The organism is Pseudomonas sp. DTU12.1, assembly GCF_009873475.1.
Lineage (GTDB): Bacteria > Pseudomonadota > Gammaproteobacteria > Pseudomonadales > Pseudomonadaceae > Aquipseudomonas > Aquipseudomonas proteolytica.
The window spans coordinates 2,656,487-2,672,745 of sequence record NZ_CP045254.1 but is presented as its reverse complement, the minus strand read 5'-3'; the positions used below and the strand labels follow the sequence as shown (position 1 = coordinate 2,672,745).

Annotated in this window: 10 protein-coding genes, 1 tRNA gene and 1 pseudogene; 2 read left to right on the top strand and 10 right to left on the bottom strand. The window is 59.5% G+C overall.

Going from position 1 to position 16,259, the window contains the following annotated elements; genetic code table 11:
- Nucleotides 1-189: 189 nt before the first annotated feature.
- From GDV60_RS11625 to ggt, 4 genes and pseudogenes are all read right to left on the bottom strand, one after another.
- A complete protein-coding gene (locus GDV60_RS11625) occupies nucleotides 190-1,347 on the bottom strand; it encodes a UvrD-helicase domain-containing protein (RefSeq protein ID WP_159907251.1) in 1,158 nt (385 codons plus the stop codon).
- Nucleotides 1,340-3,001 (bottom strand): annotated as a pseudogene (locus tag GDV60_RS11620) (ATP-dependent endonuclease). Before GDV60_RS11620 ends, GDV60_RS11625 begins: the two are co-directional and overlap by 8 nt.
- 442 nt (nucleotides 3,002-3,443) lie before the next feature.
- Nucleotides 3,444-3,517: transfer RNA gene (locus GDV60_RS11615), tRNA-Cys, on the bottom strand.
- Between the two features lie 229 nt (nucleotides 3,518-3,746).
- Nucleotides 3,747-5,471: a gamma-glutamyltransferase gene (ggt, locus tag GDV60_RS11610; RefSeq protein ID WP_104912168.1), complete on the bottom strand. Its 1,725-nt coding sequence runs from the start codon at nucleotides 5,469-5,471 to the stop codon at nucleotides 3,747-3,749.
- Nucleotides 5,472-5,616: 145 nt separating this feature from the next.
- Here ggt and GDV60_RS11605 point away from each other — a divergent pair, with 145 nt between their 5' ends.
- A complete protein-coding gene (locus GDV60_RS11605) occupies nucleotides 5,617-6,903 on the top strand; it encodes an MFS transporter (RefSeq protein WP_029294857.1) in 1,287 nt (428 codons plus the stop codon).
- 458 nt (nucleotides 6,904-7,361) lie between these two features.
- Here the strand turns inward: GDV60_RS11605 and GDV60_RS11600 are convergent, their stop codons facing one another.
- From GDV60_RS11600 to nosR, 6 genes are all read right to left on the bottom strand, one after another.
- On the bottom strand, nucleotides 7,362-7,865 hold the full coding sequence (locus GDV60_RS11600; protein WP_240160348.1) for a nitrous oxide reductase accessory protein NosL: 504 nt from the start codon (nucleotides 7,863-7,865) through the stop codon (nucleotides 7,362-7,364).
- A 25-nt stretch (nucleotides 7,866-7,890) separates the two neighbouring features.
- Nucleotides 7,891-8,721 carry an ABC transporter permease gene (locus tag GDV60_RS11595; RefSeq protein ID WP_159907249.1) on the bottom strand — a complete coding sequence of 277 codons (831 nt, stop codon included), beginning with the start codon at nucleotides 8,719-8,721 and terminating at the stop codon, nucleotides 7,891-7,893.
- Complete coding sequence (locus GDV60_RS11590; protein ID WP_159909207.1) at nucleotides 8,718-9,629, bottom strand: ABC transporter ATP-binding protein; 912 nt, start codon at nucleotides 9,627-9,629, stop codon at nucleotides 8,718-8,720. Before GDV60_RS11590 ends, GDV60_RS11595 begins: the two co-directional genes overlap by 4 nt.
- Nucleotides 9,629-10,888: a nitrous oxide reductase family maturation protein NosD gene (locus tag GDV60_RS11585; protein ID WP_371923824.1), complete on the bottom strand. Its 1,260-nt coding sequence runs from the start codon at nucleotides 10,886-10,888 to the stop codon at nucleotides 9,629-9,631. The genes GDV60_RS11590 and GDV60_RS11585 overlap by 1 nt, the downstream gene beginning before the upstream one ends.
- Nucleotides 10,889-11,066: 178 nt before the next feature.
- Nucleotides 11,067-12,989 carry a TAT-dependent nitrous-oxide reductase gene (gene nosZ, locus GDV60_RS11580; RefSeq protein ID WP_029294848.1) on the bottom strand — a complete coding sequence of 641 codons (1,923 nt, stop codon included), beginning with the start codon at nucleotides 12,987-12,989 and terminating at the stop codon, nucleotides 11,067-11,069.
- A 38-nt stretch (nucleotides 12,990-13,027) separates the two neighbouring features.
- On the bottom strand, nucleotides 13,028-15,208 hold the full coding sequence (gene nosR, locus GDV60_RS11575; RefSeq protein WP_159907247.1) for a transcriptional regulator NosR: 2,181 nt from the start codon (nucleotides 15,206-15,208) through the stop codon (nucleotides 13,028-13,030).
- A gap of 223 nt (nucleotides 15,209-15,431) precedes the next feature.
- Between nosR and GDV60_RS11570 the strand changes: the two genes are divergently transcribed.
- A complete protein-coding gene (locus GDV60_RS11570) occupies nucleotides 15,432-16,223 on the top strand; it encodes a MipA/OmpV family protein (protein WP_133714502.1) in 792 nt (263 codons plus the stop codon).
- Nucleotides 16,224-16,259 lie beyond the last annotated feature (36 nt).

The following is a 16,259-nucleotide window of genomic DNA, read 5'->3' as shown; positions in this document are numbered from 1 at the left end:
GTGGGGTCAGAAAGGTGAGTTGGCCGGACGCTTACCGACTTCTTGCTTCGTGACAGATAGAAACCGGCCAAAGCTGACCGCCACGAATCCACGTTGTAATAGCGCGCTTTGTACCCTACCCAAATTTTTCGGCGCCGATCAGAAACGCTCTCTCGTTGAAAGCATCATTGCCTGGTTATCTAGTTTCCATCAAGCAGAAGCTTTTGCCCAGATTGGGAACCGTAAGCCAGCAGCCTTCTTGTCTGGCACGATGAATCCCAGACTGTATCGCGCGCGAGTAATGGCGACGTACAGCTTGTTCTGAGCGGTTTCGTCTTTCGCGGGAAACGGCTTTCGGCCATCCAAAACGAAATGCAACTGGTTTTCTGTGGGGAGCACCAACACCCGATCAAAACCCAGCCCTTTGCTACCGCCAAAATTGTAGCAGCGCGCCTCGACGGGAAGAAGCTTCGCTCCTGACGTTACGCTCCAGCGCAGCACCATAGGGTCAAACACCTTGACGTATTCGGCGACGTCAGACTCCTTGACGACGAATGTGCCAAGGTGATGGACAAATTCAGGTGGAACCCTCTTCACCGCCGACTCCGTCGCTTCATAGGCACCTTTGTGTACAGCATCGGCGACGTCACAAATCGGTTGAATGCAACGCCGATTAAGCGTCAGTGACTGATCCACAAAGCCCATGGACCTGAACGCTGCGATCTTCTCAGCGGCCGTTTTAGGCGCTTTTTGGCCAAACGTCGTCTCGTACACCGTCTGCCGGAAATCTCCCACACAAGTGATGGATGCTGGCATCACTTTGTTCAGCAGCTTGAGCACTTCGTAGTCCCACCCGACCAGATCTTGAACCTCATCAAAGAACACCTGGGTATAAATCTCCCCTAGCCGTGCAGCAGGAGAGTTTTTCGTAGCCTTCATGATCCGGGTCGCCAGTTTTGCGAGAAAGCCGGTATGAGCCTTGGTCTTGCATGAAGTCAAAAAATGTTTGGGGTTGTAGCTCTTATCGTCCAGCTGCTCCGCACACCCCGGGAGCATAAACGTTGAATCTGGCTTCATATGAGGATTGCGCTGGTTGAAACAGATGCCATCGATCCGCCGCGGGAACAATGCCTGCTGATACGGCCTCACCATGTCTTCCAGGTAAAATGAAAACAGGCCTTTGACCACGAACCGATCACTATGCGTACCAAAGATCTCCAGAAATCTACGTCTCAGTTCCTGCTGATTACTGGTCGTATAGGTCACTACCAGAACCTTCCCTCCACGCTCGATTTCGGCGATTGATTCGGTAATAACCTTGTGAGTTTTGCCTGAACCGGCACCCGCCATGCAGAGTTTATTAGGCAAAATTCAGCACCTCAGCGAGGAAGGCTGGATATTTGAACGGCTCAACAGTTTCGAAAATTCGAATCGCGGTGTCGACCTTCTTCTTGCCTTTGCCGTCGCCGTCACCGCTTCTGAACCACTCAACGACAAATTCGAGCTTTTCAGGAAACGTAGGTCTGGTAGTGAACAGCTTGAAGGTTTTGCTTGAGAGGGCAATTTTTGCAAATGCTTGCAACTCTTTGTCCGATTCCGCATTGGCCAGAATCATCGCTGGCTCCAATGAAAACTCATTGTTGTTCGTTGAAGAGATCAGCTTTATGTTTGGGAAATCTGTGTAATCCTCACGTGCTTTAACGACGTTATTTTCGTAATTGCCATCGTTATCTCGCAAGACATTAATCGCGGTGCCGATTTCTTTGCCTATCGCAATGAACGTCTTGAACCCGACGCCGCGCACCACAATGATGTCGATTCCGTCTTGCTCCGGCAGACGCTCATTGTGGGTGTCTTTGTAGATCTTTTTGAGAATCAACTCATCAGAGGGGCCTTCTACCAACACTACCTTCCTAGAGAGCGCGACACGCAGCGTGTCGTAGCCTGGCAGTCGCTTCAGCGTCTTTACCACCGCCTTGTCCAAGAGGTGTAGTCGCTTATATGTGTCATGCAAAAGGCAAATTTTATCAATGCTCAGTTTGTTCAACACATAAGAGCTGTGAGTGGTCAGGAATAGCTGCTTGCCGTCTCGCTGGTCCTCAATGTCTTGCACCAACTTGCTTAGCTCAACATGCGACAGGTGATTTTCCGGTTCCTCCATCATTACCAAGTCGATATCTTTTGACTTGTTGTGCAGGGCCAGCTTGATTTGCACCTTACTCTGCTCCCCCTTACCAATCATGTGGAACGGCACGGCGTTTACTTCAAGTTGCAGACCGTTCTGGATAGCACCAGCGGGCATGGTGTTGGCGGCGATGGTCAGCTTCTTTTCCGTGATCCTGTTATCGGAGTCCAAATCCTTGTTGACGGTAGTGACCTCATCAGTGTTGTTAAAGGATTGAAGGGTTTCACGGTAGTGCAAGCTCAGGCGGTACTCTTCGTCCTTTCTGAGTGCGGTACTCAGTACATTCGAGATGTACTGATTTTTGCCGAAGGTGGGATGAATACGAGTGGGGTCGATGTAGAGTGCTCTGAATTGCTTGGTCATCGGCTTGATAACATTCCAAGCAAAATCCATCCATTCGACTTGGTAGAACTCCACTGGGATGCTGGTTACCGCGGCACCGGAGGCCAAGTAATCGTTATAGGCATCAGTAAAATCTGGATCAAAACTGACTTTGATCTGAACTCCCTAAGCATCTTTCTTCAGGCTGTTGTTCGCACCGCGATAGTCAGGCACGTTCTTCATATACGCCTCGATCACGAGGATCGGTAAGTCTGCAGGCGATTTTGGTGAGGCGCAGAAAGCGGCAACTGTCTCTGCGTTGAAAAGATCCGGGGAAAACTCGCTATTGAATGGCCGACCGCGATACTGAAAATTGAGCACGATCTCCAAAGCCTCCAAAATCGTGCTTTTGCCTGCATTATTATCACCCACGAAGATATTCACATCTTCGTTGAAGTCAAAAGTCTGATCCTTGAATTTTTTGAAGTTGATCAGGCGCAGCGATTCTATGAGCACGTTTCAAATCCTTATGAAGTAGCGGCGACCAGCGTGGCGTAAGGCCATTGCGGTTCACGCTATAGGGACCTGGGCCTCCTGTCTACCAAGAAGACGAAGTAGCGACGGCGCCCTGACCAGTCATTTGCATTCGTTCAGACCACCGGTTGCATAGGACTTGCCCGTCACGCTTTCGGCAACAACAAGCAATGAATGACCAAGAGCAGCTCCTTAAGCTGCTCCGGCTGTCAACGGGCCGCTTTTGGCCGTTAGTGGACGCTCAGCCTCCTTAGTCTCGGGCACAATCCCACGTCCAATCGAGGAGAGGCATACCGATAACGGCGTCTTAAACTTCCCGAAAAAGGTAGGGCTGCGGAAGCGATCCGAAAAATTGCGGAAGCGATGACCAAATCGCAGGCAATAAAAAACCCCGTAGACCATTGATCTACGGGGCTTTCAAGAGTGGAGGCCGAGGTCGGAATCGAACCGGCGTAGGTGGATTTGCAATCCACTGCATAACCATTTTGCTACTCGGCCTCAAACGATCAATGCCAAAACCACCGACATTCACCGCATATAAACTTGAGTGGGCTATGTGAAGCTTACCTCTACTCTATCTCATTGAAAACATTGAAGTTTTTTATGCCTCAGTGCGTTCGATGGCGGCAATTATGTACTGATTTGCCGGGACTGGCAACCCCTTGATTTCAAAAAATATTCTTCTGTGAGGCAGAGCAAGGGCGGCTGGCCCCTGCCCTGCCTGGGGTTAGTAGCCCAATGACAGCCCGGTGTTGCGCCGTGGGTCGTTGGCGCCGTAGAAGCGGTTGTTGCCCACGGGTTTGCCGTCCAGGGATGGGGCGCCGACGAGGATGGCGGCCAGGTGGTTGGCGTCTTGGGGGCCGGCGAATTTGTGGCCCCAGCTTTCGAGGATTTTCTGGGTGTCGGGGCTCAGGGCGAAGGTTTCGAGGTTGGTGCTGTCGGGCATCCACTGTTGGTGGAAGCGCGGGGCGTTGACGGCTTCCTGGATGTTCATCTTGTAGTCGATGACGTTGAGGATGGTCAGCAAGGTGGCGGTGATGATGCGGCTGCCGCCCGGTGTGCCGATGACCATTACGGCCTTGCCGTCCTTGGTGACGATAGTCGGGCTCATAGACGACAGTGGCGCCTTGCCTGGGGCAATGGCGTTGGCTTCGCCCTGGACCAGGCCGTACATGTTGGGCACGCCGACCTTGACGGTGAAGTCGTCCATCTCGTCGTTCAAGATCACCCCGGTCTTGCTGGCCATGACGCCGGCGCCGAACCAGTCGTTGAGGGTGTAGGTCACCGAGACTGCGTTGCCCCATTTGTCGACGATGGAGTAATGGGTGGTGTTGCTGCCTTCATGGGGCGCGACGCCGGGCTTGATGGCCGTGGAGTCGCCAGCCTTTTGCGGCTCGATGGCGGCGCGCAGTTTGGCGGCGTAGTTCTTGTCCAGCAGGTGCTCCACCGGGTTCTGTACAAAGTCCGGGTCGCCCAGGTAGCTGTTGCGGTCGACGTAGGCGTGGCGCATGGCTTCGATCTGGTAATGGGTGCCCTGGGCCGAGCCGTAGCCCAGTTCGGCCATGGGGTAGCCTTCGAGGATGTTCATGATCTGGCAGATCACCAGGCCGCCCGAGCTGGGTGGTGGCGCCGAGACTACGTGGTAGCCGCGATAATCGCACTCGATGGGCGCCAGTTCGCGGGTCTGGTATTTGTCCAGGTCGGCCTGGGCGATGATGCCCTTACCGGCCTGACTGGAATCGACAATGGCCTTGGCCACCCAGCCTTTGTAGAAGCCATCGGTGCCCTTGGCGGAGATTTCCCGCAGGGTGCGGGCCAGGTCTTTTTGCACCAGTTTCTGCCCGACCTGCAGTGGCTCACCCTTGTTGAGGAAGATGCCGCGCAGGTCCTGGTCTTTTTTGAACTCTTCGGTGGCGCTGTGCAGCATGTCGATATCGCCCTGATCGAGGGCGAAGCCGTTTTCTGCGAGCTTGATTGCCGGCGCGATGACTTGGGCGCGCTTGAGGGTGCCGTATTTGCTCAGGGCCAGCTCCATGCCGGAGACGGTGCCGGGCACGCCGACGGCCAGGTGGCCCTTGGCGCTGAGGCCGGGGACGACGTTGCCGTCCTTGTCCAGGTACATGTCGGCGGTGGCCGCCAATGGGGCTTTTTCGCGGAAGTCGAGGAAGGTCTTGCGCCCGTCCGCCAGTTGCACGGTCATGAACCCACCGCCCCCAAGGTTACCCGCCGCCGGATAAACCACCGCCAGGGCGTAACCCACGGCGACAGCCGCATCCACGGCGTTGCCGCCGGCCTTCAACACATCGACACCCACATGGGTCGCCAAATGCTGGGCCGTCACCACCATGCCGTTTTCACCGGCCACCGGGGCCTGGGAGGCCGCCTGCACACCGCTGAATGTCAGGACCAGGGCCGTCGCGATCAAGGTTCGGGTAAAGGGTTGGTAGTTCATCCGTGGATACTCTGTTTTATTAGAAGCATTAAACGTAGCTGCTTTCGCACGCCAACCCCAGTCAGGTGGCGCGTTTCAGACAGAGCTTGTCGGTGTCGGAATGCTATATTCGCCCCGCCCCACTCCTTGCCCATGAGACTCACCGATGCCCACGGTCGCCGACCCGATCCATGCGCTGTACCACAAGATCACCTGGAAGCTGATTCCCTTCCTGTGTTTCTGCTACCTGGCCGCCTATCTGGACCGGATCAACATCGGTTTTGCCAAGCTGCAGATGCAAGACCAGTTGCAGTTCAGCGAAACCGCGTTCGGCCTGGGCGCCGGCCTGTTTTTTGTCGGCTATATCCTGTTTGAAGTGCCGAGCAACCTGATCCTGGAGCGGGTCGGCGCGCGGATCTGGATTGCTCGCATCATGATCACCTGGGGCCTGCTCTCGGCCTGCACGCTGCTGGTCACCTCCACCACCCAGTTCTATGTCCTGCGCTTTTTGCTCGGCGTCGCCGAGGCGGGGTTCCTGCCGGGGGTGTTGTACTACCTGACCACCTGGTTCCCCACCCATCGCCGAGGGCGGGTGATTGCGCTGTTCATGATCGGCCTGCCGCTGTCCAGTGTGATTGGTGGGCCGTTGTCCGGCTGGATCATGAGCCACTTCGACCAACTGGCCGGCCTGCGCGGTTGGCAATGGCTGTTCCTGCTTGAAGCATTGCCCAGCGTGCTGTTGGGGGTGCTGGCGTTCTGGGCGCTGCCCAATACCTATCACCAGGCCAAATGGTTGTCTGCCGACGAAAAGGCCCTGCTGCAACAGCAATTGCACGCCGACGCCAGCCAGGCCAGCCACAGCCCGCGGCGCTTTCGTGATGGGTTCTTCAACATTAAGGTGTGGATGCTCGGCGGGATCGATTTTTCGATCCTGCTCAGCGCCTATGCCATGGGTTTCTGGATGCCGACCCTGATCCGCAACGCGGGGATCAGCGACACCTTCCATATCGGCCTGCTCACCGCCCTACCCAGCGTCGCCGCGCTGGCCGGCATGCTGCTGATCGGCGCCAGCTCCGACAAATACCGTGAGCGCCGCTGGCACATTATCGTGCCCTTTCTGGTGGGCGCCGTGGCCATGGCCAGCAGCACCTTCTTCACCCATAACGTGGTCGCCACCGTGGCCCTGTTTGCCGTGGCTTCGGCGGCGATCCTTGGCGCAGTGCCGGTGTTTTTCAGCCTGCCAGCGACCTTCCTCACCGGCACCGCGGCAGCCACTGGCTTTGCCCTGGCCTGTTCCCTGGCGAACATCGCCGGCTTGGTCAGCAACTCGCTGATGGGCCTGGCCATCGACCTGACCGGCAGCAGCGCCGGGGCGATGTGGTTCTTTGCCGGGAGCCTGGTGCTCAGTTGTTTGCTGGTGATCGCCTTGCCGGCGAAGTTGGTCAACCGTTAAGGGCAGTACCGCACAACTCCCCCTGTGGCGAGCGGGCTTGTCCCGCGCTGGGCTGCAAAGCAGCCCCAATAAGCCCGCCGCGTTTCTACAGATAAACCGCGATGGCCAGGTTTAGGGCTGCTTCGCAGCCCAGCGCGGGCGATGCGGCGTTCCGACAAGCCCGCTCGCCACAACAGCCGTGTCTGCTTGATATCGCCGGTTTGTTCAGTAACTCGTTGATGGGTCTGGCCATCAAACTTACCGGCGATGTTGGTCAACCGTTAAAGGCCGTACCGCACGACTCCCCCTGTGGCGAGCGGGCTTGCCCCGCGCTGGGCTGCGCAGCAGCCCCAATAAGCCCGCTGCGTTTCTCCAGATAATCCGCGATGGCCGTTTTTAGGGCTGCTTCGCAGCCCAGCGCGGGCGATGCGGCGTTCCGACAAGCCCGCTCGCCACGACAGCGGTATTTGCTTGGGTTATCAATGGCCGCTATGGGACATACCTGCCGGCTGTTGTAGCAGCGCCAGGTCAATCTCCTCGAAACGCAACACCCGCCCGCCGGTGTCCGCCGCGACTTTCTGTGCCACCGCCTGCTCGGCAAACGAGGCCAGCACCACGCCCATGGCGCCCTTGAGCCCGGTGCCCAGCACGTAGTACGCCGTCTTGGCGTCGATCAGATGGGCATCATCCGGGGTGTCCCAATGACTGCGTCCCATGTCATGCACATACAGCTTTGACTGGGCATGATGGTTTTCCGGCTGTAACCACCAGCCGAGCATTTCTGCGGTCGAGCAAAACTTCTTCGCCGCGCCCTGCTCCACCACCTCGCCCTTGGGCCCCGGGAATTCGCTGATCACCATGCCGCACACATGGCACTCATCGGCCGGATGAAACGCCACCGGCCCATCACCCACGCCCGCCGCCACCGGTTTGTCACACCCGACCAACAGCAGGCTCAACAGCAATACCAACCCGATTTTCATGCTCATCCGCTCCACTAATAAAAACTCAGGCTGCGCGCCGCCCAAACAGCCAATACGCCCAGGCCAGTGGCCCTACGACCCATAAAGCCAGGCATAGCCACAACACCGCCGTCGGCACTGCCAGGTCGCCCGCCAACGCCATCACGCCCACCGATGCCGGCCCGGTATCGAAACCCGACAGGTTGATCAGCCGGTACACATCCGCCGGGTTGAACAGCAACAACCAGGGCAGCAGCGTCGGGCTGAACTGGCCCTCGCTGATGACCAGCAGCGCCAATAACGCCAGGTCGAACACCAGGACAAAAAAGAACCACACGCCCAGGGCCAGCCCGGCCGCCGTGGACTTCTCTGCCGAGACGGCGCTCAACACATACGCCAGCCCCAGAAAGCCCCAACCGAGCAAGGTCGACGTCATCATGAATCGACCAAACGCCCACAGCAGCAGGCTGAACTCGACGTCATCCACCAGCAGCGCAATGGCGAGCATGGCGCAACCAAATCCAATAAAGGTCGCCAGGGCCAGGATCAACCCATGCCCCACGAACTTGCCCAGCAGGATCTGCCCGCGCCCCAGGGGATAAGTGAGCAACAGCAGCAAGGTGCCGCTTTCGTCCTCGCCGACAATCGCGTCATAGGCCAGCAACAGCGCAATCAACGGCATCAGGAAAGTCGCCAGGCTCGCCAGGCTGGCGATGGTCGCCGGAATCGAGGTGAAGCCCAGTTGCCCGGACGCCGCCGCACCGAGCCAGGCAATGCCGATGGCCAGTACCGCGAACAACAGGCTGATCGCTAACAACCAGCGATTGCGCAGGCCATCGCTGAATTCCTTGCGGGCCATGTTCCAGATCGGCGTCATAGGGCACGCTCCGCAGGGCTTTCCATGTAATGGCGGTACAGGTCCTCCAGGGACGGCACGACGATTTCCACATCGCTGGGGTTTTCCTGGTCGAGCAACTGACGCAACAGGTCCAGCTTGTTGCCATTGAACGCAGCCACCTGCAGACCCTCCGCGCCCCAGCGCCGGGTCACATGGCCGGCCTCGCTCCAGCGTTTTTGCAAGAGCGCCGCGCGTTGCAGGCCACTGCTGCGGATCAGGGTCGGCAGCCCGGCTTCTTCGCGCAACGCCGCCAGGGTGCCGAGGGCCAGCAGGCGGCCCTGGGTGAGGATCGCAGCGCGGTTGATATGGGCTTCCACCCCCGGCAGCACATGGGAGCAAAGGATGATGCTGGTGCCCTGCCCGCGCAGGCGGTCGAGCAAGCGATACAAATCCTGGGTGGCGATCGGGTCGAGGCCTACGGTGGGCTCGTCGAGCAGCAGCAGGCGCGGCTCGCCAAGCAGGGCCTGGGCCAGGCCGAGGCGCTGGCGCATGCCCTTGGAATAGGTCTTGACCCGCCGCCGCGCCGCCGCGGTCAGGCCGACGTCTTCCAGCAGCGTCGCGACCTGGCTCATCGGCGCGCCCTTGAGCCGGGCAAAATGCTGCAAGGTCTCCAGGCCGCTGAGTTGTGGGTAGAAGGTCACGTTTTCCGGCAGGTACCCGAGCATCTGCCGTACCTGGGGGTCGCTGGGCGCCCGGCCGAACACCCGCACCTGGCCGCTGCTTGCCTGCAACAGACCGAGGATCAGCTTCATGCTGGTGGTCTTGCCCGCGCCGTTATGGCCGAACAAGCCCAGCACCTCCCCGGGCGCCAGGCTCAGGTTCAGGTCATGCAGCACAGTGGCGTGCCCATAACGCTGGGTCACGCCTTGGATTTCGACGACAGGCATCATGCGGGCTCCTTGAGCAGGGAAAGCGTGGGGTCTTTCATCAGCGGATGGCTGTCCATCACCCCCGGCGACTTGATCACCGGAAACGCCCGCTGCACCCAGCGCAGCAACTCGATGCCGGGGCTGTTCATCAACAGGCGCACTTGGGGGTACAGCCACAGCAGGCGGTCGACGTTATCGTTGGGCTCGTAGGCCACATCCCCCAGGCCATCGCTGTTGCGGTCCCAGCCCAGGTAGTCGCTCCAGTAATTGCCCCGGCCATCCGCCGACCACTCCTGCAAACGTGTGGCCACGTACTTGACCTGGCGCTGGTTGCCGACAAAGGCGTTGCCGGCAATCCGGTTGTCTTCGGAGCCGGCCGTGAGGTGAATGCCCACCGCACTGCGCCCGAAGTGGTTGTGTTCGATGCTGTTGAACAGCGAGTTGTAGATAAACAGTGCCTTGCCTTCGGCACCGGTGATCATGGTGTCGCCCGTGGTGCCGTCGCGCACATCGTTGACCACGTTGTCGCGCAGGGTGGAATAGGTGATGTAGTTCATCAGGATCCCGTAGTTCTGATCCTCTTCGGAGCGATTACCGATCACCGTCAGCTTGCGGCTTTGCATCAAGGCGTAGCCGGTACGGGTGCGGCGGGTGATGTTGTCGAGCACCTGGTTGTCGTTGGCGAACATGTAGTGGATGCCATAGCGCAGGTCTTCCAGGGTGTTGCCTTGCAGCAGGTTGCCGTTGGAGGTGTCGATGTAGATGCCGTCGCGGGCGTCGCGCACGTGGTTGCCGATCACTCGCGCGCCCTTGACCGCGTACAGGTGGATGCCATTGCCCCGGTCCTGGGAGCGCAGGGTGGGGTCGCCCTGGATCTGGTTGTCGATCACGCTCACGTCCGCCGTGCCATCGACCCACACGCCAAAACCCTGGCCGCGCATATGGTTGCCCTTGATCAAGGTGCCGTGGGCCTTGGGTTGGATGAAGATCGCCGCGTTCATCGCGGTGAGGTCATGGCCCCAGTCGAGGAAGGTGCAGCCCTCGACGGTGACGTCGGCGGCGCTGATCAGCAAGCCATTGCCCAAGCCCTGGCTGTGGATCACCGCACCGGGTTCGCAGGTGAGTTGCAGGGGTTGGTCGATGCTGAAGGAGCCCTGGTAGTCGCCGGCGGGCAGGCGCCAGTGCTGCGGGCCTGCGGCTACCAACGGCAAGTCGGTGATGGGCAGTAAAACGGCGCTGGCGGTGGCCGAAAATAGCAGCCACACACACCCGATCAATAACGTGCGGGGTCGAGCCACGGAGCATTCCTTTTGATCAAAACCCAATCTGTGGAGCAACACAGATCTAGTGTGAGAGCTGGCTTGCCTGCGATGGCGGTATACCAGCCGCCAAAAATAGTGGCTGAACCGCCGCTATCGCGGGCAAGCCCGCTCCCACATTGGTTGGTGCTCGCCGTTAAGCGCGCTCGACCAACATGCGCCCTACCATCTCCATATGCAGCGCATGGCAGAACCAGCTGCAGTAGTACCAATGCAGCCCCGGCTTGTCGGCGATGAAGGTAATGGATGATGTTTGCTGCGGGCTGATTTCCATGCTCACGCCATGATTGGTCATGACAAAGCCGTGGGTCACGTCCTCGATCTGGTCGATGTTGGTAATGGTCACCGTGACCTCATCGCCCTGCTTGACGGTGAACTCGGTCAGGCCATAGGTCGGCGCCATGGAGGTCATGTACACCCGCACTTTCTTGCCGTCGCGGATCACCTTGTTATCGGTCTCCAGCTTGATCCCGTCCTTGGCGGCGATGGCCACGGTTTCGGCAAAGAACGGGTCGTTGCGCTCCCAGATTTTCTTGGTCTTGATCTGGTCACGCCGCGCCATCACGCAGTCATGGGGTTCGGCGAAGGTCGGGCCGTCGTGGACCAGTTTCATTTCATCGCCCGAGATATCGATCAACTGATCGTTTTCCGGGTGCAACGGGCCGGTGGGCAGGAAGCGGTCCTTGGAGAATTTGCTGAGCACCACCAGCCATTGGCCGTCGGCGTCCCGGGTTTCGGTGAGCGAGGCGTGGTTGTGGCCCGGTTGGTAGTGCACATCGAGCTTCTGCTTGATGTAGTTGACCTTCTCGCCGCCATAGGCGCGGATGGCTTCGGCGATGTTCCACTTCACCACCTGGCTGTCGATAAACAGCGTGGTGTAGGCAAAACCCCGGCCATCGTAGGTGGTGTGCAACGGGCCCAGGCCCAGCTCCGGCTCGCCGACGACCACGCCGCGCGGGTCTTTGATCTTGTCGCTGAACAGGTCATCGAGCTTGTCGATGGCGATGATGGTGCAGGTCGGCGACAGCTTGCCGTTGGCGATAAAGTACTTGCCGTCCGGCGAGGTGTTGCAGCCATGGGGGTTCTTCGGCACCGGGATATAGCGGGTGAATTCACTGTCCTTGCCATCGTCGCCCTTGCGCCCGTCCACCACCGGCACCTTGACCCCGTCGAGGTTGATGAACTTGCCGGCCTTGATCGCCGCCTCGATGCGCGGGATGTTGAACACCACCACCCAGTCGCGCTCGTTGCGCATCATGCCGCCCAGGTCGGAGGCCTTCTCAGAGTTGTAGCAGGTAGCCGCGGCGTATTTGCCGGTGTAGTCCATGTCGGCGTTGTCGAGGTTGCCATCGACGATGACCTGGAAGGCCATTTCCATTTTTTCCGCGTCGATGGCGTTGAACATGGTGAAGCTGTTTTTGTCTTGCAGGTCGAAGGTGTGGCCGTCGTTGGGGTGCGGGATGATGAACTCGGCGTTGCAGAACACGTACTTGGTGTACGGCACCTTTTGCAGGCGCAGACCGTGGATCGCCTGGGCGTTGGGCACGGTGACGATCTTGTCGCACTTCATGATGTCCAGGCGGATCCGCGCAACGCGGGTGTTGGCCTTGTCGTTGATAAACAGGTATTTGCCGTCGTAGCGGCCATCGGTAGTAGACAAGTGCGGGTGATGGCAATCACCGTTCTGGTACTTGGCGCCCTCGCCGAGGATGCGCTTGCTCTCGTTGGTCAGGCCCCAGCCGGTGGCCGAATCGACGTTGAATACCGGGATACGCATCAGCTCGCGCATCGACGGCACACCCAGCACCCGCACTTCGCCTTGGTGGCCGCCGCTCCAGAAACCGTAGTATTGGTCCAGCTCACCCGGGCCCACATGGATCTTCGACTTCGCTTCCTTGGCCGCCGCCGCAAAGGACTCGCGGGTAAACACCGTACCGCCGATGGCCGAGGCGCCTGCCAGCACCGCGCCGGTCACGGCGCCGGTGCCGAGGAAGCCACGCCGGCTCATGCCTTCGGGTTGCGGTGTGGCCCCGGTTTTTTTCGATTCGCTGTCGTTCATGATGTGCTCCAGATGGGAAAAGTGGGTGCCCAAGGCCGTCATTCAGGCACCGCCACCTGCACCACCGGGATCAATTGCCCAGGGGTGGGTGCGGCCTTGTTGCGTTTCTTGCGTTTGTTGATCAGTGGCGGGCATTTGTGGTCGTTGTGCCAGGTCATCTGGCAATCGAGGCAGTAGTGGCATTCATTGGCGTTGATATGGCCATCGGGGTGGATCGCCTGGATCTCGCATTCCTTGGCGCACAACTGGCACGGATCGCCACATTCCTTGCGCCGTTTGAGCCAATCGAACAGGCGGAACTTGCTCGGGATTGCCAGCGCCGCGCCCAGCGGGCAGAGATAGCGGCAATAGACCTTGCGCGTGAAAATGTTGATCACCAGCAGCACCAAGGCATAGGCGACGAACCACCACTGGCGGTCGAAATGCAGGGTGATGGCGGTCTTGAACGGTTCCACTTCGGCAAACCGTTCGGCAGTGGCCATCGACTCCAGGGACAGGCCAAACAGCCCCAGCAGGATCAGGTACTTGATCGCCCACAGCCGCTCATGCACGGCAAACGGCAGTTCGAACTGGCGCACCTTGAGCTTGCGCGCCGCCTCGTTGATCAACTCCTGCAGCGCCCCGAACGGACACAACCAACCACAGAACACCCCACGCCCCCACAGCAGGATGCTGGCGGCGGTGAATACCCAGAGCATGAAGATCAGCGGGTCGGTGAGGAACAGCTCCCAGCGGAACTGCTGGAACAGCGCATGCACGAAGGTCAGCACATTGACCACCGACAACTGGCCCAGGGCGTACCAGCCGATAAACACCACGGTAAACAGCAGGTAACCGCGACGCACCCAGTGCAGCAGACGCGGGCGCCGGGCCAGGCTGTCCTGCAAGAACAGAATCACCGTCAACAGCACCAGGGCGGCGCCCAGCACCAGGACCTGCACCTGTTTCTGGTACCAGATCGTCAGCCACATCGGCCGGTTGGCTTCGTCGATGGCGGCCTGTTCCGCGGCGGTCGGCAGGGGCCGTTCCAGGTAGGCCTCGGGCATCTGGTAAGGCAGTTCAAAGCTGGTGAAGGTGCCGCTGACCGGGCCGGTCTGGCGCCGCACCAGCAACTCCAGGGTCCACGCTGAGCCTGGGTCGAACGCGGCCTGGGGGCGCACGATAAACACCGACATTTCCTCGAACTCGGGCATGCCCTCGGCGAATACGTCATACAGGCGCTGGTGGTCCATATCGCGAAAGCTGATGACGTTGCCGAACTGGCGCAACTGCACCCGATCAAAAATCCCGCCGCGCACGTAGCCCGAGCCCTTGAACGAAAAAACCCCGCGCCCCAGCACCGCAATGGCCTGTTCGCCAGGCTTGAGGCCCTGCATCAGCACCCGGTACTGCGCCTCGCCCAACAGGTTGCGACCGATGGTCGGCGCATTGAGATCCGCCACATACAAGTCGATAAATGTCTCGTCGGCCTGCCCCGGCCCCGCCACTTCCACACCTTCGGCCTCGGTGCCCTTGAAGGCATCGTCCACCTGGCCGCGTGTCAGGTGCAGGCGGCGCACTGCGCCATTGCCGGTCAATTGCGCCCAGTTGGCGGGCTCGAACAGATCAGGGCGCACCAGCGCGACTTTCTGCGCGGTGCTAGCCTTGTCCTCGATCAATTTGAGCGACACCGCCACTTCATGGGCGGCACGCATGATCACTTCATTGACCACCATGGCCGTAACGGTGGCACCGGCCACCGCATCCACAGTCACCGCCTGGCTGTCACTGGAGTGCCCCACCACCACCCGCTGCCTGACGTTGATCCCACTGTAGCGTGCCGTGAAGTCATGCAACTTGGCCTCGGGAATGCCAATCAGCAGGATCGGCTCGTGGTGCTCCAGCACATAGGCATCACGGATCACCCCGGCCGGGTCGAGGATCACTTGGGTGTTGATCGGTTTGCCGGAATACGCCGGGATATCCACCACATCCAGGCTCTGGAACACGTAGCCGATCACCGCACCTTTGGCCGACAGCGTGCGCACCTTGAACTTGCCTTCGGGGGCGGAAATGGCGTCTGCCTGGGGGAAGATCTTGTCGATGCGTTGCTGTTCAATCGCGCCGTAGGACTTGGCCTGGGCCGGGCCGGCCAGGCTGAACAGTAAAACCAGGACAACCAACCAGGTGACGGGACTTGCCGCCAAGGTAGCGAGGGTCGAGGGCTTGGTGCGGTTCATGGGCTCACTGACTTCAACGGCCGGAATATGCAGCCGATGGTAGGTGGCAGGTGGCCAGTGAGCCCTTGATTGAAATCAAGTCTGGGGGTGGTGCGGCGTTTGGGCGCTGGGCAGGCAGCCCAAGGGTTTAACAGTCTTTGACAGTTTCCCGACAAAGCTGTCAAAGACCCCTGCCCACGCCGTCCCTAGGATTCGAGCCTCCCATGGAACGACGAAGGCCATCATGCGTTCAAGAACGATCTACCTCGCTGCCACCTCTGTGTGCATGCTCACCTGCACCCAACTGTCAGTCGCCACCGACTGGCAATACAGCCTGCAAGCCGGGGCGGCCAACCTGCCGCGCTACAGCGGCAGCAATGAACGGATGACCGCGCCCCTGCTGGGCGTAAATGTCGTCAGCCCATGGGGGATTTTTCTCGATACCAACAAGGGGTTGGGCTGGGGTTATGAGGATGACCAACTGAGCTTCAGCGCCTATGTCGGCGCCAGTACCGCGCGCAAGGACCAGAAGAAAAGCACCCACCTGGGTTCCGACCGACTCAAGGGCATGGGCGACATCAAGTCGCGGCCACAGTTTGGGGTGAGTGCCAGCTATACCCTGGGCAGCGCGATCCTGGGCGCAACCCTGGAACATGCCTTGGCGCAAGACGATAAAAAAGACAGCGGCAAGGCCTTCACCTCATTGGAGTTGAGCATCGGCACCAACCTGTATGACGGCGACTACGGCACCGTGGACGCCAGCCTCAACAGCCGCTTTGGCGATAGCAACTATGTACAGACGTGGTATGGCGTGACCAGCGGCCAAGCCCAGCACAGCCGCTTTCGCGCGTATGACGCCAAGGGTGGGATGGTCAGCCGGGGGCTGAACCTCGATTGGAGCGTGCCCCTTGGCGAGCACACCACATTCTCGACCTTGCTGGATGTGCAGTACTTGTCGGGTGATGCGGGTAAAAGCCCGATTGTGGAGCGCAGGATGCAGACTTCGGTGATGGGCGTGCTGAACTACACCTTTTGACGGAGCGGATGGCTGGGGAGAGTGCGCAGTTGTGGC